Source organism: Bradyrhizobium sp. UFLA05-109, assembly GCF_054185165.1.
On the sequence record NZ_JBBIAR010000002.1, the window covers coordinates 86735 to 108558 of the forward strand.

21 protein-coding genes are annotated in these 21824 nt (G+C 63.9%); 8 read left to right on the forward strand and 13 right to left on the reverse strand.

Annotated features, from left to right (window positions below):
* Positions 1–158: 158 nt before the first annotated feature.
* From Q3C01_RS01725 to Q3C01_RS01755, 7 genes are all read right to left on the reverse strand, one after another.
* Positions 159–1091 carry a lipid A biosynthesis lauroyl acyltransferase gene (locus Q3C01_RS01725; RefSeq protein WP_458143331.1) on the reverse strand — a complete coding sequence of 311 codons (933 nt, stop codon included), beginning with the start codon at positions 1089–1091 and terminating at the stop codon, positions 159–161.
* 8 nt (positions 1092–1099) lie between these two features.
* Positions 1100–2377 carry a beta-ketoacyl-ACP synthase gene (locus Q3C01_RS01730; protein ID WP_458143332.1) on the reverse strand — a complete coding sequence of 426 codons (1278 nt, stop codon included), beginning with the start codon at positions 2375–2377 and terminating at the stop codon, positions 1100–1102.
* A gap of 51 nt (positions 2378–2428) precedes the next feature.
* Positions 2429–3634, reverse strand: coding sequence for a beta-ketoacyl-ACP synthase (locus Q3C01_RS01735; protein WP_458143333.1), 1206 nt, complete (start codon positions 3632–3634; stop codon positions 2429–2431).
* A complete protein-coding gene (locus Q3C01_RS01740; protein WP_458143335.1) occupies positions 3631–4101 on the reverse strand; it encodes a 3-hydroxyacyl-ACP dehydratase FabZ family protein in 471 nt (156 codons plus the stop codon). Before Q3C01_RS01740 ends, Q3C01_RS01735 begins: the two co-directional genes overlap by 4 nt.
* 10 nt (positions 4102–4111) lie before the next feature.
* Entirely contained in the window at positions 4112–4399 is a 288-nt protein-coding gene (locus Q3C01_RS01745) for an acyl carrier protein (protein WP_254094404.1), read from the reverse strand.
* A 220-nt stretch (positions 4400–4619) separates the two neighbouring features.
* On the reverse strand, positions 4620–4967 hold the full coding sequence (locus Q3C01_RS01750) for a hypothetical protein (RefSeq protein ID WP_458143336.1): 348 nt from the start codon (positions 4965–4967) through the stop codon (positions 4620–4622).
* A 114-nt stretch (positions 4968–5081) separates the two neighbouring features.
* A complete protein-coding gene (locus Q3C01_RS01755) occupies positions 5082–5993 on the reverse strand; it encodes an ion channel (RefSeq protein ID WP_458143338.1) in 912 nt (303 codons plus the stop codon).
* A 107-nt stretch (positions 5994–6100) separates the two neighbouring features.
* On the opposite strand from Q3C01_RS01755, the gene Q3C01_RS01760 reads away from it, so the two are divergent.
* Complete coding sequence (locus Q3C01_RS01760; RefSeq protein ID WP_458143340.1) at positions 6101–6724, forward strand: ParB-like protein; 624 nt, start codon at positions 6101–6103, stop codon at positions 6722–6724.
* A 143-nt stretch (positions 6725–6867) separates the two neighbouring features.
* On the opposite strand, the gene Q3C01_RS01765 is transcribed toward Q3C01_RS01760, so the two are convergent.
* The gene (locus Q3C01_RS01765; protein WP_458143341.1) at positions 6868–7023 is read right to left on the reverse strand and encodes a hypothetical protein; all 156 of its coding nucleotides are present in this window, start codon (positions 7021–7023) and stop codon (positions 6868–6870) included.
* Positions 7024–7439: 416 nt separating this feature from the next.
* On the opposite strand from Q3C01_RS01765, the gene Q3C01_RS01770 reads away from it, so the two are divergent.
* Together Q3C01_RS01770 and Q3C01_RS01775 are read left to right on the forward strand one after the other, a co-directional pair.
* On the forward strand, positions 7440–7595 hold the full coding sequence (locus Q3C01_RS01770; protein ID WP_458143342.1) for a hypothetical protein: 156 nt from the start codon (positions 7440–7442) through the stop codon (positions 7593–7595).
* Between the two features lie 237 nt (positions 7596–7832).
* A complete protein-coding gene (locus Q3C01_RS01775) occupies positions 7833–8696 on the forward strand; it encodes a hypothetical protein (protein ID WP_458143343.1) in 864 nt (287 codons plus the stop codon).
* A 99-nt stretch (positions 8697–8795) separates the two neighbouring features.
* On the opposite strand, the gene Q3C01_RS01780 is transcribed toward Q3C01_RS01775, so the two are convergent.
* The 3 genes from Q3C01_RS01780 to Q3C01_RS01790 form a co-directional block, all read right to left on the reverse strand.
* A complete protein-coding gene (locus Q3C01_RS01780; protein WP_458143568.1) occupies positions 8796–9296 on the reverse strand; it encodes an MgtC/SapB family protein in 501 nt (166 codons plus the stop codon).
* Entirely contained in the window at positions 9296–9877 is a 582-nt protein-coding gene (locus tag Q3C01_RS01785; RefSeq protein ID WP_458143345.1) for a peroxidase-related enzyme, read from the reverse strand. The genes Q3C01_RS01780 and Q3C01_RS01785 overlap by 1 nt, the downstream gene beginning before the upstream one ends.
* A 195-nt stretch (positions 9878–10072) precedes the next feature.
* The gene (locus Q3C01_RS01790; RefSeq protein ID WP_458143347.1) at positions 10073–11809 is read right to left on the reverse strand and encodes an ATP-binding protein; all 1737 of its coding nucleotides are present in this window, start codon (positions 11807–11809) and stop codon (positions 10073–10075) included.
* Positions 11810–12260: 451 nt separating this feature from the next.
* Here Q3C01_RS01790 and Q3C01_RS01795 point away from each other — a divergent pair, with 451 nt between their 5' ends.
* Entirely contained in the window at positions 12261–13229 is a 969-nt protein-coding gene (locus Q3C01_RS01795; RefSeq protein ID WP_458143349.1) for a catechol 2,3-dioxygenase, read from the forward strand.
* Positions 13230–13285: 56 nt separating this feature from the next.
* Here Q3C01_RS01795 and Q3C01_RS01800 read toward each other — a convergent pair whose 3' ends face one another.
* Together Q3C01_RS01800 and Q3C01_RS01805 are read right to left on the reverse strand one after the other, a co-directional pair.
* Entirely contained in the window at positions 13286–16810 is a 3525-nt protein-coding gene (locus Q3C01_RS01800) for a molybdopterin cofactor-binding domain-containing protein (protein WP_458143350.1), read from the reverse strand.
* On the reverse strand, positions 16810–17292 hold the full coding sequence (locus tag Q3C01_RS01805; protein WP_458143352.1) for a (2Fe-2S)-binding protein: 483 nt from the start codon (positions 17290–17292) through the stop codon (positions 16810–16812). The genes Q3C01_RS01800 and Q3C01_RS01805 overlap by 1 nt, the downstream gene beginning before the upstream one ends.
* A gap of 249 nt (positions 17293–17541) precedes the next feature.
* Here Q3C01_RS01805 and Q3C01_RS01810 point away from each other — a divergent pair, with 249 nt between their 5' ends.
* The 4 genes from Q3C01_RS01810 to Q3C01_RS01825 all read left to right on the forward strand — a co-directional run bounded on the left by Q3C01_RS01810 (position 17542) and on the right by Q3C01_RS01825 (position 21791).
* Positions 17542–18999 (forward strand): 6-hydroxynicotinate reductase, encoded by a 1458-nt coding sequence (locus tag Q3C01_RS01810; RefSeq protein WP_458143354.1) that lies wholly within the window; start codon positions 17542–17544, stop codon positions 18997–18999.
* Complete coding sequence (locus Q3C01_RS01815) at positions 18996–19895, forward strand: UPF0280 family protein (protein WP_458143356.1); 900 nt, start codon at positions 18996–18998, stop codon at positions 19893–19895. The genes Q3C01_RS01810 and Q3C01_RS01815 overlap by 4 nt, the downstream gene beginning before the upstream one ends.
* Before the next feature lie 27 nt (positions 19896–19922).
* A complete protein-coding gene (locus Q3C01_RS01820; RefSeq protein ID WP_458143357.1) occupies positions 19923–20507 on the forward strand; it encodes an amino acid synthesis family protein in 585 nt (194 codons plus the stop codon).
* A gap of 81 nt (positions 20508–20588) precedes the next feature.
* Positions 20589–21791, forward strand: coding sequence for an ABC transporter substrate-binding protein (locus tag Q3C01_RS01825; RefSeq protein ID WP_458143359.1), 1203 nt, complete (start codon positions 20589–20591; stop codon positions 21789–21791).
* Positions 21792–21824 lie beyond the last annotated feature (33 nt).

The window sequence follows — 21824 nt, forward strand, 5'->3', positions numbered from 1 at the left end:
TCGTCAGCGGTCCCGAGCTGAGAAAGAGTGACCCTCGCCCTGAGGAGCGCGCCCTTTGTGCGCGTCTCGAAGGGCGAGGCCACTAGCCGGGCCTTCAGCCTTCGAGACGCGCGTTCCGCGCTCCTCAGGATGAGGGGCTGGCAGATCAGAACTGTTCGCTACCGCCACCTTCGATGCAGCCACAGCCACTGCTCCGGATGCTCGCGCACCCAGCCTTCCACCACGTTGGTGATTGCCTGCGTCGTGCCCTGGACGTCGATCTTGCCCTCGGCGTCGCGCACCGGCGGGATCTCCTCGGTCAGCTCGGCGCGGAAGCGATAGCCGGGCAGGCGGATAATGCGCACGCCGTGGATGGGGCATTCGACCTGGCGCAGGAGCCGCGCCAGCATCGGGTTGGCGCGGGTCTTGCGGCCGAAGAAGGTGACCTCGACGCCGCCGGTCAGATACTGGTCGACCAGCATGGCGACGTGCTGGCCGTTCCTGAGCGCTTCGCCAAGACGGAACGGCGCGTCGCGCCCCGCAGGGATCAGCGTGCCCATGTTGACCTGGCGCATCTCCTGGATGATGCGGTCGGCAGACGCAATGTTGGGGCGGCGATAGAGGATCGCAGCGTCGAGGCCGTGAGCGACGGCGGCGAGCGCCGGTAGTTCCCACATGGCAAGATGGGAGGTGAAGATCAGCGCCGGCTTGCCATCATCCCTGATCTGGTCGAACAGCTCGATTGTCCGCGGCGGCAGCTCGATGCGGCTGTTCTCCGGGTGGGCGCGATCATAGTCCCAGACTCGATCGATATGGGCGAACTCGGCGCCGTAGCGACCGAGACTGTCCCACACGCCCATCAGGATTGTTTCGATCTCCTCGGGCGATTTCTCCGGGAAAGCCGCCGACAGATTGGCACGCGCGATCTTGTGCTCGCGCAGGCGAGGGCCGATCAGGCGGGTGACGCGCGAAAAGAAATTCGAGGTCTTGAGCGGATCGAAATAGCGCGTGGTGCGCAGCATGCCGACGGTCGCGGCGCCGATCAGGCTCCCGCTGATCGATTTCGCAGCCTCCCGCGCGCGGGCCTTCGTGCTCGCAGGAAGCAGCGTCATGCGTCGGATCAGGCCGGTTCGCGGGTCAGAATCAGCGAGGCGTTCTGGCCGCCGAAGCCGAACGAGTTCGACATCACCGCGGTGACGCGGGCATCGCGCGCGGTGTTGCCGACGACGTCGAACAGGATCGTGGGATCCGGATTGTCGTAGTTGATGGTCGGCGGGATGCGCTGATGCTCGAGCGTGAGCAGCGAGAAGATCGCCTCGACCGCGCCGGCGGCGGAGATGGTGTGGCCGACCATCGACTTGTTGGATGTGACCGGGATCTTTTGCGCGAGCTCGCCGAACACGGCTGACGTCGTGTTGAATTCCATCTTGTCGTTTTCGGGCGTCGCGGTGCCGTGGGCATTGATATGGTCGATCTGGTCCGGCGTCATGCCGGCATCGGCCAGTGTCTTGTTCATGCAGCCGATGATCGGCTTCCCATCCGGAGAAGAGCGGGTACGGTGGAAGGAATCGGTGAGCTCGCCGCAGCCGGCGATCACGCCGAGGATTTTTGCGCCGCGCGCGGTCGCAGCCTCGTAGCTTTCGAGCACGAGGGCGCCTGCACCTTCAGCCATGACGAAGCCGTCGCGATTCTTCGAGAACGGACGCGAGGCGGCCTGCGGCGGTTCGTTCTGGGTCGAGAGCGCGGAGAGCAGCGAGAAGCGCACCAGCGCTTCCGGATTCACGGTGCCGTCAGTCGCCACGCACAGCGCAGCATCGGTCTCACCGCGGCGGATCGCCTCGACGCCGAGCTGGATCGAGGTCGCGCCCGAGGCGCAAGCCGTCGACAGCGAAATCGGCGAGCCCTTGGTGCCGAAGGTCTCGGCGAGATGCGCGGCCACCGAGCCGAACATGAAGCGGTGATGATAGGCGTTGTACTTGCCGCCGCCGGAGATGCGCAGCAGATCATCATAGGTGAAGTCGGGCTTGCCGACGGCGCGGCCGAGCTCGCGGCGCTGCGGCCATTCCACCTCTACCGGCGCGACCGCGAGGAAGAGGGGGCCCGGGAAGTCGTCCCTCGCGCCGATGCCGGCCTGATCCAGCGCTTCCTCCGTGACCATCTCGGCCATCCGCTCGGAGAGGCCGGTGGAGGAGAACGGATCGACGCTGACGAAATCGACCGTGCCGGCCATCGTCGTCTTCAGCCCGTCGGTCGGAAAGCGCGTGATGGTGCGAATGCCGGATTGCCCGGCGACCAGCTTTGACCAGTTGTCGGCCTTGCCGGCGCCGAGCGAGGTCATGATGCCCATGCCGGTGACGACGACGACGGGCCGTCCGAATTTATCGCGTGGTGCTGTCATGTTTTCCCCCGCTCGTCTCAATCGTATCAAACAATCAGCCGAACGCGCGGTTCAGCTGACCGCTTCCACCAGCGCCATGCCTTCGCCGCGCCAGTGTCCGGCTCCCACCACCACAATCTGGGTCGGAGCCGACTGCATTTCAATCTCGAGGCCAGTCGAATCGTTCGGCGGGAACAGGGCTCCGCGCGAGAGCGACAGTGCGGCGAGCGCAATTCCGAGCGGGAACTGCGTCTCCATGGTGTGGCCGAACATGGTACCGGTGGCGCGAACCGGGAAGTCCGCATGGCTCTCGAGGAAGGCACGCTCCTCGGCTGTCGCCGGCTCCGCGCCGGTTACCCCCGTGATGATCGCGCCCTTGCCCTCGCGCCTGGGCAGGTTCGACCACAGCTTCTCGAGCGTCGCGGTCAACTCGCCCGGCTGCTTGCGCCTGGCCAGATCGGCCACCACGCTCGTCAGCTTCGCGAACGGTTTTGCGCCGCGCGCTTCCGCATGGGCCTTCGATTCCAGCACCAGGAACGCGCCCGCCGAGCCGAGCGCGAAGCCGGCGTGGTCCTTGCGCGCCCAGACGGGAGCGAACTTGTCCTTCAGGTTGAAGTCGCCGAACTCGTAGAGGACCATGAGGTCCTTGCGCTCGCCATTATGCGAGCCGCCGACCAGCGCAATGTCGCTCTCGCCCGAGGCGATCCGTGCCAGCGCGATGCGCGTCGCATCCGCGCCCGCTACCTCTTCACCCATGAAGGTGCGCGAGGTGCCCCCTAAGCCATGCACGATGGCGATGTTGCCGGCGAGCAGGTTGGAGAGCTGGGCCAAAAACAGCGTCGGCCGCAGATCGCTCATCAGCCGCTCGTTGAGGAAGCCGGGCGCATTGGCGCCCTTGGCCTCGGCCGTGAGCACGCCGGTATCGACGTTGAGATCGCGCTCGCCACCGCCGGCCGCGACCACCATGTCGATCTTGGACAGGATGTCCTTGTTGCCTTTAATCCCGGCCGAGTCGAGCGCCAGCCCCGCGGCATAGGTGCCGATGCGCTGCCAGGCTTCCATCTGGCGCTGGTCGCCCTTCTTCGGGATCTGGCTGTCGAAACTGACCGGCATCAGGGGATGCACGATGAAGGGGGCAAACCCCTTCTCGTCGACGTTGATACGCCGCTCGCCGAGTGCGGCCCAGTTGGCGTCCAGCCCTTCGCCGAGCGAAGTGGCGAGCCCAATACCGGTGATCCAGACTTCCGTCTGGCCGGGCTTCGAAGCAGTCTCAGTCATGACGATGCGGCCTGTTGCGGAAAGCCGATGCGCTTGGCGAACGCGTCCATGTAGCTGCGCATATCCGCATTGGGGAAGGGAATCTGCGTGAAGGTGAGCGTCGAATTCGCACGCAGCTTGCCGCCGACCCTGATCCTGGCTTCGGTCATGGCATAGCCCGAGCCCTCATGGGCGAGGGTTGCCTCGATGCTCATGAGATCGCCGGGGAAGACGGAGCCGCGGACCTTGGCCTCCTTCACGGCGGCGAGGATCGGCATGCGCTCGAACTTCAACACGCCGAGCTGCAGCCAGCCTGAGGCCTGCGCCATCGATTCGATCAGGAGCACGCCGGGCATCAGGGGATAGCCCGGAAAGTGTCCCTCGAAGATGGTGCTTTCCTTCGGGACGAGCGCCTCGACGACGATCCGCTTCTCGTCGACGTTGAGGTCGACGATGCGATCGATCATGTGGAAGTATTCGAGTTGCATGGTCGCGCGATCAGGTGCTCGCGCCTTTGGCTGCCACCAGCTCGTCGATGCGCGCACACAGGTTCTTCAGCACGAAATATTGCTCGGTGGTCGCCTTGCCGTCGTTGACCTCTTGGGTCCACTTCTCCAGCGGCAGCTTGATGCCGAACTGCTTGTCGATCGCGAACGCGATGTCCAGGAAATCGAGACTGTCGATGCCCAGATCGTCGATGGCGTGGCTATCCGGCGTGATCGTGTCGCGCGGGATGTCGCAGGTTTCAGCGATGATCGTGGCGACCTGATCGAATGTGGAGGACATCACTAAGCCTTTGATATATTGCGGGTATTTTTCAGATGTTCCAGAGGGGCACGGTGGGCGGGCATCGCGCCCCGAGTGATGCCCTCAAACGCCCTCTGGCCGGGTCGAGTGCCCGTATATCGGAGGGCAGCCCTGAGTTCAATGGAGCCGGGCAGGGCCCAAGAACAGGGCTGGGGATGCCGGTCGGAGCCCCGCGAACCGGGGTCTTGGGGCTGGGTGCCTAGATATGCGGCGTTGCGATCTTCACGCAGTCGCGCCGGCCCATCAGCACGCAATCCTGGGTCCGGCGCAGGTCCGCAATGCTGACCGCGAGCCAGATCCCGATCGCGGTGAGCGCGATGGTGAAGGCGAGGGCTGCGATGTTGGCGAGCATGCGGTGGCGGAAGTCGTCCGGCTCGTCGCGGGGCTGCTCGTAACGCGAGAGGTCGAGCGGTTCCGGCGCGGGCTGGGCGTGCAGCGGCTGTACGGTCCCGTTCTCCCGCCGGGGCGCGGCCTGGAGCTGGCTGCGCGGCCTGAACTGGAGCACCCGGTGCTCGCCGTCCGAGGTTATGGGCCGCTGGGTTTTCATGCCAAAGGGATCGGTCGCGGATCAGCTTTCAAAGCAGCGAAATTTAGATAGCACAGGGCTGCGAAGCGTTGCAGAAAATCTTCACGAGTGCAGCGTGCATCTCTTGCTTCGGAATTATGCTTCGCCGGTCGTTTCCAGTGTCTGGTGGAACTTGCCGTAGTCGATGCGCAGCCGTCCATCGTCCTGCGTATCGAGGATATCGGCATAGCGGTGGCCGAACCTGATCTCGAAATGCTCGTAGGATTTGCGGGCATGGACGGTTTGCGCTGCAACAACATCATGGCCCGACAGCACCACGATGAGCGCGACGGTCGCAGCTTCCATGTCTTCCGCCGACAAGCCATGCAACGGGCTCGTCTCGTCCAGCGAGTGATAGAGCGTCCAGCTCAAGGCAAGGCCGGGTATCTCGTTGCGGTCGAGCGCAAGCTCGTAAAAGCGCCGCAGCGGCTGGCCTTCCTTCGTCACCACGCTCTTGAACGCCCAGACGCGCGCATTGGCATTGGCGATGATGTTGTGCCGCTCGTTGGCAAGGCGGATCATCAGCGTCGGCTTGCCCTCATGCAGCGAGATCACCGGATTTTCGGCGAACAGCAGCCGCGCGCTTGGCCGCGAGAAGCGGGCGAAGATCAGCCCGGTCATCAGCGACATCGAGAAGATACCGGTAAATAATTCGACGGTCGCAATGAGGTGGCCGTAATGGCTCTGCGGGTGCATGTCGCCATAGCCCGCGGTCGAGAGCGTCTCGATCGAGAAATAGAAATAGTCGATATAGGCACCACCGGGGACGTTCGAGATCGGCAGGTCGCCGATCCAGTAGAAGAAGGCGAAGAACGCATTGAAGGCGAGAAAGACCAGCGCGGCGCTCGCGATGAAGACCGGCCAGGACGCCGTCATGCAGCGATGGCTGATGTCGGCCCAGAAATTCAGCGTCAACCCCTCGGCGATGATCTCGCGCCCGCCGAGCCTGACGACCCGCGCCTTGCCGGTCCGTCCATTGGCCGTCCGTTCATTCTGGATTTTAAGCATCCGCTTTTGGTCTCTCCGCGCCGCATCGGCATTTGCCGTCCCGGCCGTCATGGCATAATCGTACGGAGTTCAGGACGTTCTTTGCAACCGTAGAGAGGTTTTCGACCATGACCAACACGCGCGAGCCCAGAGTGCACCCGGTGCCGATTCTGTCGCTGAGGCCGACGCAGATGACGGTCGGCATGCGCGAGGTCAAGGAGAAGCGCAAGCGCTGGCGTGAGCAGGACAAGGAGAAGCAGGCGGACACGCTGGGCAGGCACATGATCCCCGTGGTCTACGGGCCGGACCAGCGCTACTACGTCATCGACCATCATCATCTCGCCCGCGCGCTACATGACGAAGGCGTCAAGGACGTGCTGGTCACGATCGTCGGCGACCTCAGGATGGTCGAGCGCGAGGCCTTTTGGGGCGTGATGGACAACAAGCGCTGGGTCTACCCCTACGATGCCAAGGGGGAGCGGCGGCATTTCAAGGATCTGCCGAAATCGGTCGCCGATCTCAAGGACGATCCGTTCCGCAGCCTCGCCGGCGAACTCCGCCGCATGGGCGGCTTCGCCAAGGACACCACGCCGTTCTCGGAATTCCTGTGGGCCGACTATTTGCGCCGCAAGCTGTCGCGCAAGGCCGTCGATGCCAATTTTGACAAGGCGCTGGAGAAGGCGCTGTCTGCCGCAAAGATCAAGGACGCGATCTATCTGCCCGGCTGGTGCGGACCTGCGGCGGACGACTAGGGCGCGACGCTCATACTAAAGCGCGATGAGACTGGGATGAATCGTCATTGCGCTTCGAGGCTTTGTTTGAGCATGATCTTCGCGCAAACGCGTTCCGCGTTTGTCGCGAGGGATAACCGCTTCACACTTTTCCGGATCATGCTCTAGTTGCGCTCGAAGATCTTGGCGCCGGGGTAGACGCGTCGGGCGTAAGTCACGACCAGCTCGCGATCCTGGGTTTCCAGGAAAGGAGTTCGGATGTGACACGACCCGACGATCAGGTGCCACAGGCCATTGAGCTTCTGAATGACGATGTTCATTTGAGCATTCCTCGAAGACCCTGCACTCCAGCAAGCTGCCTGTCGCGGCAGTCTTGCGATTCACTACCGTGGTCCCGAGCGCAAAATTCCCAACACGACTCCCGCCAACTGTAAAACGACCGTGACTATTGTTAGGTGCGCCGTTCGAGCGTGAAGTTCGCGCGGTTCATTCGTCGCTTCGGACTAGTCGCGAGCATAGGGATCTCTCGCCGTTGCTCAATTGTACGAGCTGATGCGGAGGCCATAAGAAGGGATGAGCGCCCTAAACTAAGGTATTCCGTTGTCTGCCGGAGTGCCCTTGCCGACCGGACCTCATCACGGTCTCTTGAGCGAAGTCATTTTCCGGCCGCACGAAAAGGTCCTGAAACAAAGCCGTTCCATGCTTTGGCGTAGTCGAGCCCACAAAGGAGGGAGGAATGCGTCGTCTGGTTTTCGCCGCCGCCTTGCTCGCGGTCGCCGCAGTAGGGTTTCACAGTTTCATCGCGGCTTCACTCGCTGCAGCTCGCGAAGCCAAGGCAGCGACGTTTGCCGAACGCTTTGCTCCGGTGCTCGAGTTGAGGACGAAGCACTGATGATGCAGCGCTAAAGCGCCGGAAGAGGCCCTTGCCCCGCGCGCCAAGAGGAAGGGCGCGATCAATCTGTCCGGCTGGTGCCGATCAAGACTCCCGCTTGTGACCGAGGACGACATCAAAGCGAAGGCTGGCGGTTAGAGGAGCCGGAGGTTCCGATTTACCGGGCATTCACCACGGTTCAGGGGAAACCGGGACCTTTACTTCGCTAAAAGGGAGCCGATTTTATGGTTCGCAACCATGAATTGCGATCCAGAGAGTGTCGAAAATTCGGTCGCCGCACTACGACGCGAAGCCACCGTCCTCGCGGGAGGGCTCCGCGACCTCGCTCAACGAGCGAGTGTCTACCATCATCTGTTTGAACACTCCGGGGCTAATCATTGTTTCCCGCTGCTTGCCGCGCACGGCGCGCTTTGGGCCGGCGGTTATTTCAGATCAGGAATGCGCCTTGGAGCCGTTATCGCATGGGGTCATGCCCTCGCAGGGCATCATCAGATCCGCCAAGAGCTGATGAGGCGACTAGCAAAGTTTGCTGATGACTTTCGCGATATCAATCGGCGTGTCTGTGTAGAGACGTACTTCATCTACCATCTCAGCGGCACGGATTTCCTGGCGTCTGCGGCGCAAAGGTCGATTCCGCCCGATCTCCTGGATCACATGGCGCGCTGTCATGCGGCACGTCGGTCGGGGCGAACCATGTCTCATCGCGAGCGCCGCTCGCTTTTCGAGGCCTTCTTCCTGTGGGAACAGGCAACCATTGTCGGGCCCGCCGTCCATCGGGCGTTTGCCGAATTCGATTGGCCCGCCATCAAGGCAATGGCGCTCAGACCCAAAATTTCGTTCGCATACTTCCCCCGTTCCTCACCGTTGGCGTTCTCCGATTTCTCCGATACTGAGGAGCGCATTGAAAAGGGCATCCAGGCATTTGATCTTGCTGCATCGGTGGGGTGGAAAAACGTCGAGGTCAAACTTCGTAGCTACGGAATCTTGCCTTCGGGATTCTCCAGCGATCCGCAGCGTCATTTCAGCAATCTGGTTCGTAGTCTCGGATTGTTTGAGCGGGCCCGCGGCGGAGGACTAGCGTATCCGCTCCTGGATACCTGAAATCGATTTGAGGCGCAGAGCCGTACGCGGTCGGCCGTCAGGCTCCGGGCGGCGGCGATGATGGCATCTTGCGGAACGTCGGCAGCCCCTCGGCCGAGGCTAGCGCTCCCGCGCGTCTCGCCGGGCCGTTGTCTCGGCATCATGCGGCTCCTCCTCACCGCCGAGCGCGCGGTGCAGCCAGTTCTCGGTGCGGTTGCCCATCGTGAGGATCAGGAACGCCAACGCCAGCGCAGTGCCAACGATGAGCCACTCGCCTGCACCGCAGGCGATGCCGAGGCAGGCGGCGAAGAAGGTGCAGGCGGCGCTGGTGAGGCCGCGCACCCGAATATGCTGGCTTTCGTGGACGATCACGCCGGCGCCAAGAAAGCCGATGCCGGTGAGTATGCCCTGGATGACGCGGCTGGTCGCGTCCGAGATCTTGCCGGGCTCGGCGAACTGGACCGCGAGCAACACCACGGTCGCGGTCGACAGGCCGACGATGCCGAGCGTCTTCAGCCCGATCGGCTTGCCTTGCAGGTCACGGTTCAAGCCGATGGCGCAGCCCGCCAGCGTGGCGGTGCCGAGCCGCAGTACGATCTCCGGCCAGTCGAGCGGCGCGATCATTGTTTCGGCAGGCGTCCCATCAGATAAAACTCGTCGTTCGGTCGCATGCCCGTGAAGTTCGCGAGGCGGTTCGACAGCGCGAAGAACGCCGAGATCGCGGCAATATCCCAGATGTCGTCGTCGCTGAAGCCGTGGGGGGCAAGCGCGGCGAAATCCTCCTCCGAAATCCGTTGTGCGTCGGCCGAGACCTTCATCGCGAAATCGAGCATCGCTTTCTGCCGCGGCGTGATGTCGGCCTTGCGGTAGTTCACCGCGACCTGGTCGGCGATGAGCGGGTTCTTGGCGCGGATGCGCAGGATCGCGCCGTGCGCGATCACGCAATACTGGCACTGGTTGGCCGCCGAAGTCGCCACCACGATCATTTCGCGATCGGCCTTGGTGAGTCCGGAGTCCTTCTCCATCAGCGCATCGTGATAGGCGAAGAAGGCGCGAAACTCGTCGGGCCGGTAGGCCAGGGTCAGGAACACGTTCGGCACGAAGCCGCTCTTCTCCTGCACGGCGAGCAGGCGCGTGCGGATGTCCTCGGGCAGCGTGTCGAGGGCCGGCGCGGGAAAGCGATTTGAAGATGGCTGGGTCATGGGCATCATTCCTGGTCGGGGGTGGCAACCATAGTCGATGCGAGAGAGACGCTCCAGAGGCGCCGCAAGGTCTCGTGCCCCGGACGCAGCGCAGCGCTTCTGTAGCGGTGCGCTGCAGAGACGGGGCCCATGCTTGAGAGAGTGCAGTTTGTGTGTGGGGCGTGGGTCCCGGCGCGTCCGGGACACGAGAGTGCGTTACCGCAGCGGCTTCTTCAGCAGGGAGAAGCGGTCGGGGTCGAGCCCCATCGATGGCTGGAGCATCGGAGCGTCGAGGCTGGAGAGCGCCTTCGCAGGCGGCGCCGAGAACACCGGATCGTTCGGCGTGTCGCGCTGCGAGGTGGCCCCGCGCCAGCGCTCGAGCACGGCGCCGACGAAATGCATGTCGTGACCGGCGGTGACCGAGGGAACGCTGCTGATGGTCGCCTCGCCGCGCGGCAATTGATGCGGCGGCACCTCCTTGAAGCGCAACCGCGTCGGCAGTGCTACGCCTTCGCCGAACGCCAGCACCTCACGGGTGCCGAGCGAAGGCACGAAGGAGAGCAGGTTCGCGGCTGCATCCGACACCGCGGCGCGGAGCAGCGCCTGGTCGCGGTCGTTGGCCAGGCGCATCGTGAACAGCGTGTTGCACTGGGAGATGATGGTGGCGTCGAGCTCGGCCGGGCGCTGGGTGATGAGACCGAGATAGACACCGTATTTGCGGCCTTCCTTGGCGATGCGCGACACGGCCTTGCGGGTCGGCCCGAAACCGATGTTGCGGTCGGCGGACGCATAGCGATGCGCCTCCTCGCAGACGAAGAGCAGCGGCGAGACGCCGTCGCTCCACAGGCCGAAATCGAAGGCCATGCGGCAGAGCACCGAGACGACGGAGTCGATGACCTCGGCCGGAAAGCCGGCGAGCTGCATCACCGTCATCGGCTTGCCGTTTGCCGGCAGGCGGAACAGATGGCTGATCACCTCCGCCATGGTGTCGCCGCCGACATTGGCGTTGTCGAACATGAAGGCGTAGCGCGGATCGTTGCGCACCGCCTCGATGCGAGAGATCAGCTTGTGATAGACGATGCGCGAGGAGCGGTTTTCCAGCTTGCCCATGCGCTCGTCGATCAGCGAGATCAGATCGACCAGGCGGTACGGCACGGGTGTGTCGACGGTGAAGCCAACCTGCTTGGGATCGACCCGCTTCAAGCCGATGCGGTCGGCGTTCTGATACTGCGTGTAGACGCCCTTGGCGATCGGGATGACCTCGGCGAGGATGTCGAGCTCCTCGGGCACGCCGGGCCGGCCGCCGAACAGCACGTCGACGATTTCCTCGAAATTGAACAGCCAGAATGGCAGTTTCAGGTTCCGCGGATTGAGCACGAGCGCGCGGTCGCCGAAGCAGCGGCCATATTCGTTGTGGACGTCGAGCAGGAAGATGCGAAGGTTCGGGCGCGCTTTCAGGATCTCGTTGAGCAGCAACGACACGCCGGTCGATTTGCCGACGCCGGTCGAGCCGAGCACCGCAAAATGCTTTGAAAGCATCTCTTCGACGTCGACATAGGCGACGACGGAACGGTCCTGTTGCAGGAAGCCGACATTGATCTGGTCCGCGCCGGTCGGCGCATAGATCGTGCGCAGCTCCTGGCTCGTGATGAGGTCGACCGCATCGCCGATGGTCGGATAGTTGGTAACGCCGCGCTGGAACTTGGCCTTGTCGCTGGCATTGAGGATCTCGCCGAGCAGGTCGACGGAGGCGATGGCAATGTAGTTGTCGTTCGAGAGGTTCTCGCAGGAGACCTCAGTGATCATGGCCACGATGATCGAGCTGCCGCAGCGGATGCTGACGAAGCGGCCGACGGTGGCGCGCACTTCCGAGATCGGCATCCGGCCTTCCGCCAAGAGCCCGACCCGGGCAAGCGATCCGCGTACCGAAATCACGCGTCCAAAGGATGTCACGATGATGAACCTGGCAACAACAAGGATTTGTTCGCAACTATGCGCAGCCGTCACTGCACAAACGGTTAAATGCGAGGCGCCGCCGCTTTGTTAAATCCGCGACAATTCGGTGGGGAGACTTGTACCAAAGTGCATGCGTTCAGCGAAAAGCGGTACGAAATTGCCGCTTACCTGGCTGGTCGGCGGCTCGGTGCGTAAGGAAGGATTTACCATGCGGAAAGGCCGCTCGACCCGGTGGGGAAAATGAAAGCGGCGCGGAGCGGTGCAGCCCAGTGCGAGAAGAGGGCGCTTCTATTTGTTGACGAGACCTAATCATTTGTACATTAGTACAAATGAACCGGCGGCCGGCAGGGCCGCTCGCGCGCCTGCAGGTTCCGCCGTGCGTCCGCAAGCCCGCGTCGAAATTCCAGGATCCGCGAAACGGATCGTCCGTCATGCCATGGAGGAAATGATGCAGCCCGAACCGATCCTCGATCTCGCCCATCTCGGCCATATGGAGCTGTTGACGCCGAAGCCCGACGAGAGCCTGAAATTCTTCGTCGACGTCATGGGCATGACCGTCAGCGGACGACAAGGCGAGTCGGTCTATCTGCGCGGCTGGGACGACTATGAGCGCTATTCGCTCAAACTCACGGCGTCGAAGACCTCGGGCATGGGCCACATGGCGCTGCGCGCGCGCAGCCAGCAGGCGCTGGAGCGGCGCGTCGCAGCGCTCAAGGGGTCCGGCTTCGACATCGGTTGGATCGACGGCGACATGGGGCAGGGGCCGACCTTCTGCTGCCGCGATCCCGACGGCCATATCGTCGAGCTCTATTACGAGACCGAATGGTATCAGGCTCCGCCCGAGCTGAAGCCCGCTCTGAAGAACCAGGCGCAGCGGTTTCCCGCGCGCGGCGTCAATGTGCGCCGCCTCGATCATCTCAACTGCCTTGCGGCCGACATCAAGGCCAACCGCGAGTTCTTCGAGAACTATCTCGGTTGCCGCCTCACCGAGCAGATCGTACTCAACGACGGTCGGGAAGCCGCGATGTGGCTGACGATGTCGAACAAGAGCTACGATTTTGCCTATTCGCTCGACCATTCCGGCGTGCCTGGCCGCTTCCACCACGTCACCTACGCGCTCGACAGTCGCGAGGAGATCTTGCGCGCTGCCGACATCTTCCTGGAGAACGGCGTCTACATCGAGACCGGCCCTCACAAGCACGCAATCCAGCAGACCTTCTTCCTCTACGTCTATGAGCCCGGCGGCAACCGCGTCGAGGTCGCCAACGCCGGCGCGCGCCTCATCCTCGCGCCCGACTGGAAGCCGATCGTGTGGACGGAGGAGGAGCGCAAGAAGGGGCAGGCGTGGGGCCTGAAGACGATCGAATCCTTCCACACCCACGGCACGCCGCCGGTGGAGACGAAGAAGCACGCGTGAGCATGACCCGGAAAAGTGCGAAGCGGTTTTCCGACAAGGTCATGCTCCAATAAAAGCTAGGGCGCGGAGCCGCGCACGCGCGCGATCGTCTCGCTCACGCCCGTCCATGCCGGCTTGTCCGGCGCAAATTGCTTGCGCAGGAACGTGACGAGCGCCTCGACCTGCGCGTCGCTCATGCTGTTCTTGAACGCGGGCATGTAGCCGAGGTCGCTTGATGCGGGCTCGGTGATGCCATGCAGGATGACCTGCACGAGGTTGTTGGGCGATGCGCTGTGCAGGTTGCTGTTGAGTGACAGTGACGGCCGGCTCCCGAACAGCGGCAAGCCGCCGACCTCGTGACAGACGGCGCAGGCGCCCTGATAGAGCCGCGCGCCGGTGGATGCGGCGACTGTGACCTGCGTTGCGCTCTCGAGCCTGGTCGCGAGCGCGTTCTGCGCCTGCAGGTCGGTCGCAGTGTCGTTGAACGAGCCGAGATAGACCGCCATCGCGCGGATGTCCTGATCGGGCAGGGCGGCAAGATCCCGCACAATCGGCGCCATCGGGCCCGCGGCCACGCCGTGGAAACGCGAATGGCCGGTGCGCAAATAGGCGTAAAGCTCCTCCTCGCTCCAGGGGATCGGTGCCTGCGACAGCGACGTCAGCGCCGGCGCCTCCCAACCCTCGGCAAAGCCGCCGGCGAGATAGGCGCTCTGCTGCTCGGCGCCGAGCACATTGCGCGGCGAATGGCAGGCGCTGCAATGGCCGAGGCCTTCAACGAGATAGGCGCCGCGATTCCACTGCTCGGATTTGGTCGGATCCGGCTTGAGCGTGTCGGTCTGATGGAATAGCGCATTCCAGCCCGCCAGCAAGGGCCGAAGATTGAACGGGAAGCGAAGTGCGTTGGTCGGTGTGGTCGCACGCACCGCGGGCTGCGCCATCAGGTACGCGTACAGCGCCTGCATGTCGGCGTCGCTCGTCTTCGCAAAGTGCGTGTAGGGGAATGCGGGATAGAGCTGCCGGCCATCGCGATGCAGTCCCTCGCGCATCGCGCGCTCGAAGGCTGGATGGGACCAGGCGCCGATGCCGGTCTCGACGTCTGGCGTGATGTTGGTGCTGTAAATCGTGCCGAACGGCGTTTCCAGCCCACGACCTCCGGCGTTCAGGGCGCCGCCCATGGTCGTGTGGCACTCGGCGCAATTGCCGAGCGCGGCGAGCTCTGCGCCGCGTGCGATCGTCGCAGCGGAATAGACTGATACATCGGGCCGCGCGATCGGCGTGATGGCGCGGCCCGGCAGCATGGCGGCGCCGATGCCGATCGCGGCCGTGCAGAGCGCGGCCATCGCCGCGAAGATGCCGGTGCGTTTTACAAACGGATTTATCCATGAACGAGCCGGAGGGATGGCCGGCGCAGGTAGCGCCTGGGGCTCGGCCGGCACGTCGCCACGCAAGCCCCTGAGAATGCGCTCCGGCGTGAATGGCGGCTCGCGGAAGCGTACGCCGGTGGCATCGAAGATCGCATTCGCGATGGCCGCAGCACTCGGCACGGAGGCGGACTCGCCGACACCAAGCGGCGGCTGGTCCTGACGCGGCAGCATCAGCACGTCGATCTTGGGCACGTCGGGGAAGGGGATGATCGGGTAGGCGCCCCATTCGCGCGCCGCCACCGCACCGCGCTCGAAGGATACCTCCTCCATCAGCGCGCGGCTGGTCGATTGGATCACATTGCCCTGGATCTGGTGGCGTACGCCGTCCGGATTGATCATCAATCCGGAATCCTGGCCGGCAACGACGCGCGTAACGCTGACATCGCCGGTCGCCTTGTTGACTGCGACGTCGGCGATCCAGGCCGACCACGCCGCACCATAGCCGGGGAACTTGCTGTGGACATAGAGCGCATAGGCGAAACCGCGCCCGTGCACGACATCGCCGTCCTTGTCCTGGCGCACTGGCCGCGGTGTCCAGCCGGCGCGCTCGGCGACCGCATTGACGAGATCGACCGCGCGCTGGTCCTTCAGGTAGCGCAGGCGGTATTCGATCGGATCGACACCGGCTTCGGTCGCAAGCTCGTCGATATAGGATTCATGCGCAAAGGTATTTGGCAGCGCCGATACGCCGCGAAGCCAGGAGGCACGCACGATCGGAGGCATGTCGTGCGCGACAACGCGCATGTGGTCGTAATCGTAAGGTGGAATCGCTGTGCGGTCGCCCATTTGAAGCACGTCGGGCTCGGGCGAGATCCGGCCAGTGAGAAGCAGCGCAAGTGTCGGCGCGGCGTTCGACGGATAGCGCGTGGCGAGATCATAACCGGCGACGCCGCCGTCGGCGTTCAATCCGCCATTGACGTCGATGAGCTGCGCGGTGCCCTTCGGCTCCCAGGCGTGTTCCTGCTCCCGCGTCAACTGCACCCGCACCGGCCGGCCGACCGCGCGCGAGAGCAGCAATGCGTCCGCGGTGACGTCATCGGCGCAGTTGCGGCCGTAGCAACCGGCGGCCTCCAGCCGGATCACCTCGATCTCGGTCTCGGGCCGCTCGATCAGCAAGGCAAGGTCGGTGCGCAGGATGTGCGGGTTTTGCGTTCCCGACCAAACCCGGATGCGACCGTCCTGAAAATCGGCAACGGCACAGGACGGCCCGATCGAGGCGTGCATCTGGTAGGGCCAGACGTAAGTGCGCTGCATCGGCTTGGCGGCGCCGGCGATTGCCGCGTTCACGTCGCCCTTGTCGATCAGCGTGCGCGGCGTTGACGGGTTGGTGCGCAGCGCGGTCTCGAGATCGGCGAGATCGGGCAGGGTGGGCGTCGGCTTCCAGCTCACCTTGAGCTGGCTTGCGGCCAGAATCGCATTCTCCTCGCGTTCGGCGACGATGCCGACGAAGTCTCCGATGCGCACGATGCCGACGAGGCCGGGAATATCGCGCACCGAGGATTCGTCCACCGCGATCAGGCTGGTAAAGACGAACGGTCCGGCATCGATGCCGGCATAGGGCGGACGCACCACGCGGCCGTGCAGCATGCCGGGAACGCGGATGTCGTGCACGAAGGTTAGCTCGCCTGTCGCCTTCGCCGGCAAGTCGACGCGCGGCACGGACTGGCCGACGATGGCATACTTGCCGACGGGTTTCACGGCGACATCATCGGCAAGCTCGAGACGGATGATCTCATCGCCGATCAGCTCACCAAAGCTGATGTTGCGGTTGTGGCCGCGAACCAGCCCGTCCTCAATGCTGAGATCCCCGGCCGACAGCTCCAGCCGTGCGGCCGCGCGCGCGATCAGAAAATGCCGCGCCTGCGCGGCGGCCTTGCGCAGGGGAACGGCGGTGATCTGGATCGTCTCGCTCGCAATCGTCGCGCCCTGGTTCGGCACGACGGCGGTATCGCCGAGCACCACGACGACGCGGGCAAAGGACACGTCGAGCTCTTCGGCAACGATCTGGCCGAGCGCGGTGCGGATGCCGGTGCCGAGATCGACATGGCCGTTATAGGCGTTGACCGAACCGTCCGCGGTGATCCGGACGAAGGTCTCGGAGTTGCCATCGTCCAGCGCGCGGGCGACGACGAGCGAACCGGAGCGCCGCTCAGTTCCATTCGACACGGGGGAGGCCATCAATCACCGGCCTCGGCAAGCTGGCCTGATGCGCGCATCACGGCGCGCAGGATTTCGACATGCGTGCCGCAGCGGCAGAGATTATAGCGCAGCGCCGCCATCGCCTCCTGCTCAGTGGGCCGTGGGTTGATCGCAAGCAGCGCCTTGGTGGTCATGATCATGCCGTTGAGACAGTAGCCGCATTGCGCGGCCTGCTCGTCGATGAAGGCCTTCTGCACGGCGTCGGGCTTGTCGCGCGTTCCGAGCCCCTCGAGCGTCACGATGTCGCGCCCCACACAGCCGTTGATCGGAATGACGCAGGAACGCGCGGCGGCGCCATCGAGCAGGACAGTGCAGGTGCCGCATTCGCCGAGGCCGCAGCCATATTTCGGGCCGTTGAGCGCGAGGTCGTTGCGCAGCACGTATAGTAGCGGCGTCTCCGGCGCGGCGGCGACGTCATGGATCCTGCCATTCACGGTGAGGCGGATCATTGTCTGCGTCATCTCTGGTCCCGGCGCGGCGCGCGCGTGTCGAATTGCGAAGCCCGACGATACCGTTTGTACACAAGCGTGCAAGCACCGCATGCCGCAGTGCAGCGCGGTTGCCCGCTTTGTGGACAGAGCGGGCAGGCAGATGAGGTTTTATTCGGCAGCCTCACGGTTTTGCCGGTGGCGCCGCTTGACAGCTTCCGGCATCGCGCGCAACATCGTTCGTATACGAATGATAAGCCCCTGTGATCCGCTGGCTTTGACATGGTGACTGAAGCGACGAGCGTAGCCTCCGACAAGATCCGCTGCGATGCCTGTCCGGTGATGTGCTACATCAAGCCCGGCGCGGCGGGCGCCTGCGACCGCTACGCCAATCACGACGGCAAGCTCGTCCGCGTCGATCCGCATATCATCCTCGAGCGCACGGTGTCGCACGGCGGCAAGCTGGTGCCGTTCAGCCGGTCAGAGGATTGGGACGGCAAGATCGTCCATGAACCCTCGACCTTCGTCACTGCGATCGGCGCGGGCACGACCTATCCCGACTACAAGCCGGCGCCGTTCATCGTCTCATCGGAAGTCGATGGCGTCGACATGGTCACCGTCGTGACCGAAGGCATCTTCTCCTATTGCGGCGTCAAGGTGAAGATCGACACCGACCGCTATCTCGGTCCGGAAAGCGCGGTCGTGCGTGTACAGGGTGAGGCGGTCGGCCACGTCACGACCAGCGAATACGGCTCGCAGATGCTGTCGCTCGGCGGCGTGCATCACCTGACCGGCGGCTCCAAGAAGGAAGGCCGCGTTACCTGCGACACGCTGATGGACCTCTCCAACTGCAAGCCGGTCGAGTTCACGATCGACGGTGGCGCGACGGTGGTCGTGCAAGCGGGGGAGCCGCCGATCGTCAACGGCGTGAAGGAAGAACGCATGCGTGTCGGCTGCGGCTCGGCGACGATCGGCATGTTCGCAAAGCAGTGGCACGGCAAGGTCGATGAGGTCGTCGTGGTCGACGATCACATCACCGGCGTGCTCAGCGAGCACCAGGCCGGCAAGTTGCTCGATATTGCCGATACCGGCATCAAGATGAAGGGCCGGCGCTCGACGCCCGGCCGCTATTTCCAGGTCGCCGATCCCGGCACGGGTTGGGGCGGCACGAACATCTCCGATCCGCTGTCGATCCTCGGTCCCTTCGATGCCAAGGAAGCCAAACCCGGCCTGACCATGCTGATGGTCTCCACGACCGGCGAGCACGCGTCCTACTATGTGCTCGACGATGCCTTGAAGCCGGTCGAGACCGAGATGCCGGCGGACTTGCGGTTCTCGGTCGCGCGCATCCAGGAAAATTGCGAGCCGGCCTTGTGCACCGTGCTGTTCATGGCGGGCGCCGGCGGCTCCTTGCGCGCTGGCGTCACCGATAATCCGGTGCGTCTGACGCGCTCGGTGAAGGATGCGCTGACACGCGTCACCAGCGGCGGTGCGCCGGTTTATGTCTGGCCTGGCGGCGGCATTACCTACATGGTTGACGTGACGCAGATGCCGGCCGGTGCATTCGGCTATGTGCCGACGCCGGCCCTTGTCGCGCCGATCGAGTTCACGATGAGGCTGTCCGACTATGCCGCGCTCGGCGGCCACATGGACCATGTGCGGCCGCTTTCCGAGGTCCAGGAGAGCGATGATATTCGCCAGGTGCCGTGGCAGAATCCGATCCCGGGGCGGCGCGCATGAGGAGGCTCCCGCAAATCGCATTGCTGTCTGATGGCCGGCGGCTGCATTTGCAGGATGGTCCGATTGATCTGATCGTGGAGGCGAGGGGGGATGCGGGCGACGTCCGCGCTGCCTATGAGGTGGCGGCACGGCGTTTCATCGGCCTTCTCGACGAGCTCTGCGTCGAGCTGACGGAATTGCGCAAGGCGGCGCAGCCGGCGCTATGTTCCCTGAAAGGTGTCGTCGCGCGGCGCATGTCCGCCGCCGTTGCTCCCTATGCCGGCGATTGCTTCATCACGCCGATGGCCGCTGTCGCTGGCAGTGTGGCGGAGGAAGTTCTCGGCGCCATGCGCGGTGCGGCGCGGCTCGACCAGGCCTATGTGAACAATGGCGGCGACATCGCGCTGCATCTCGGCGAAGGCGAGCGGTTTACCGTCGGCCTGATGGACCGGCCCGACCGCGACGGCATAATGCGGACGCTGACGATCGAGGAGCCCGATCCGATCCGCGGCATCGCGACCAGCGGGCGCCATGGCCGCAGTTTCTCGCTCGGAATCGCGGATGCAGTGACGGTGCTGGCTGCGACAGCCTCGCAAGCCGATGCCGCAGCGACCGTCATCGCCAATGCGGTCGATCTGCCCGGCCATCCGGCGGTCAAACGCCGTCCGGCGAACGAAATCCAGCCCGACAGTGATCTCGGCGCGCGTCTCGTCACCCGCGAGGTCGGCGCATTGTCGCAGGCAGAAATTCGCGAGGCTCTCGAATCTGGCGCGGAACGTGCACGGCAATTGTTCGATCGCGGACTGATCGAGGGTGCCGTGCTCAGGCTTTGTGGTGATATGCTCGTCATCGGGACCAAGGATATTGAACGGCGACGATCGCGCCCGTCTGTATTGGAGAACGCGGTCCATGCCTGATCAGGAAGCGAACCCAAGGAAACCGACATGAGCGCGATCATCCGCAAGATCGTCACCGTCGTCGAAGAGACGCAAATGGAGATGGGAAGGACCGTGTCGCCGCCGACCCGGCGCGCCGCGGCAATCGCGGTCATTGAGAATCCGTTCGCCGGAAAATACGTCGAAGATCTTTCGCCGTTGATCGCGATCGGCGAGGAGCTCGGCGATCTCTTGTCAAAGCGCGCAGTGGCGGCGCTCGGGATCGAGGGCTCGAAGGTACAGAGCTATGGCAAAGCGGCCGCCGTAGGTGAGAATGGCGAGCTGGAGCATGCGGCTGCGATCCTGCATCCGAAGATGGGCGCGCCGGTGCGCAAGGTCCTGAGCAAGGGCGCGGCACTGATTCCGTCGTCGAAGAAGCGCAGCGGCCCCGGCACGACGCTCGACGTTCCCCTGGGCCACAAGGACGCGGCCTTCGTGCGCAGTCATTTCGACGGCATGGAAGTGCAGATCAATGACGCGCCGCGCGCCAACGAGATCATGGTCGCGGTGGCCGTCACCGACAGCGGCCGCCCGCTGCCGCGGGTTGGCGGGTTGACGGTTGCCGAGATCAAGGGCGAAGACGGGCTGCGCTAGAGCATGATCCGGAAAAGTGGGAACCGGTTTTCCGATAAGATCATGCTCAAGAAATAGAGTTTTCAAAAACTGGAGGTTGGGATGCGAGCAAGAAACTATTTTGTCGGCGCGGCCTTCGCGCTTCTGGCCGGCGGCATGGCTCATTCGGCCATGGCGCAGGAGATCAAGATCGGCGAGATCAACAGCTATTCGCTGCTGCCTGCATTCACCGAGCCCTACCGCAAGGGCTGGCAGCTCGCCGTCGAGGAGATCAACGCGGCCGGCGGCATCAACGGCAAGAAGCTTGTCGTGATCTCCAAGGACGACGGCGGCAAACCAGCCGATGCGCAGACCGCGGCCAATGAGCTCGTGTCGAGCGAAGGCGTGGCGATGCTTGCGGGCACGTTCCTGTCGAACATCGGCCTTGCGGTGAGCGACTTCGCCAACCAGAAGAAGGTGTTTTTCCTCGCGGCCGAACCGCTGACGGACGCCGTCACCTGGTCGAAGGGCAACAAGTACACGTTCCGCCTCCGCCCGTCGAACTACATGCAGGCCGCGATGCTGGTGGAAGCGGCCGCTAAGCTGCCGGCAAAACGCTGGGCGACGATCGCGCCGAACTATGAATACGGCCAGTCGGCGGTTGCGGTGTTCAAGAAGCTGATGTCGGAGAAGCGTCCCGACATCCAGTGGGTCGACGAGCAGTGGCCGCCGCAGGGCAAGATCGATGCCGGTCCGGTGGTGCAGGCGGTTGCCGCCGCCAATCCGGAAGCGATCCTCAACGTCACCTTCGGCGCCGATCTCGTGAAGCTGGTGCGCGAAGGCAATACCCGCGGCTTGTTCAAGGGACGCGAGGTCGTTTCGTTCCTGACCGGTGAGCCGGAGTATCTCGATCCACTCAAGGACGAGACGCCCGAGGGCTGGATCGTGACGGGTTATCCCTGGTACTCCATCAAGACGCCCGAGCATGATGCGTTCCTGAAGGCCTACCAGGCCAAGTACAACGACTATCCGCGTCTGGGCTCGATCGTCGGCTACCAGACGATCAAGTCGGCGGCCGCGATTTTGGCCAAGGCCAACTCGACCGATCCGGAGAAGCTGATTGCGGCAACCGAGGGCCTCTCTGTCCCGTCGCCGTTCGGCGAGATCACCTTCCGCAAGATCGATCACCAGTCGACGCTAGGTGCGTTCGTCGGAAAGACTGCGCTGAAGGACGGCAAGGGCGTGATGGTGGATTCGTCCTACAAGAAGGGCGCGGACTATCTGCCAAGTGATGCTGAAGTCGAGAAGCTGCGCCCGAAGGATTGATGTGATCGAAGCCGGGGCCTCATGGTTCGAGAC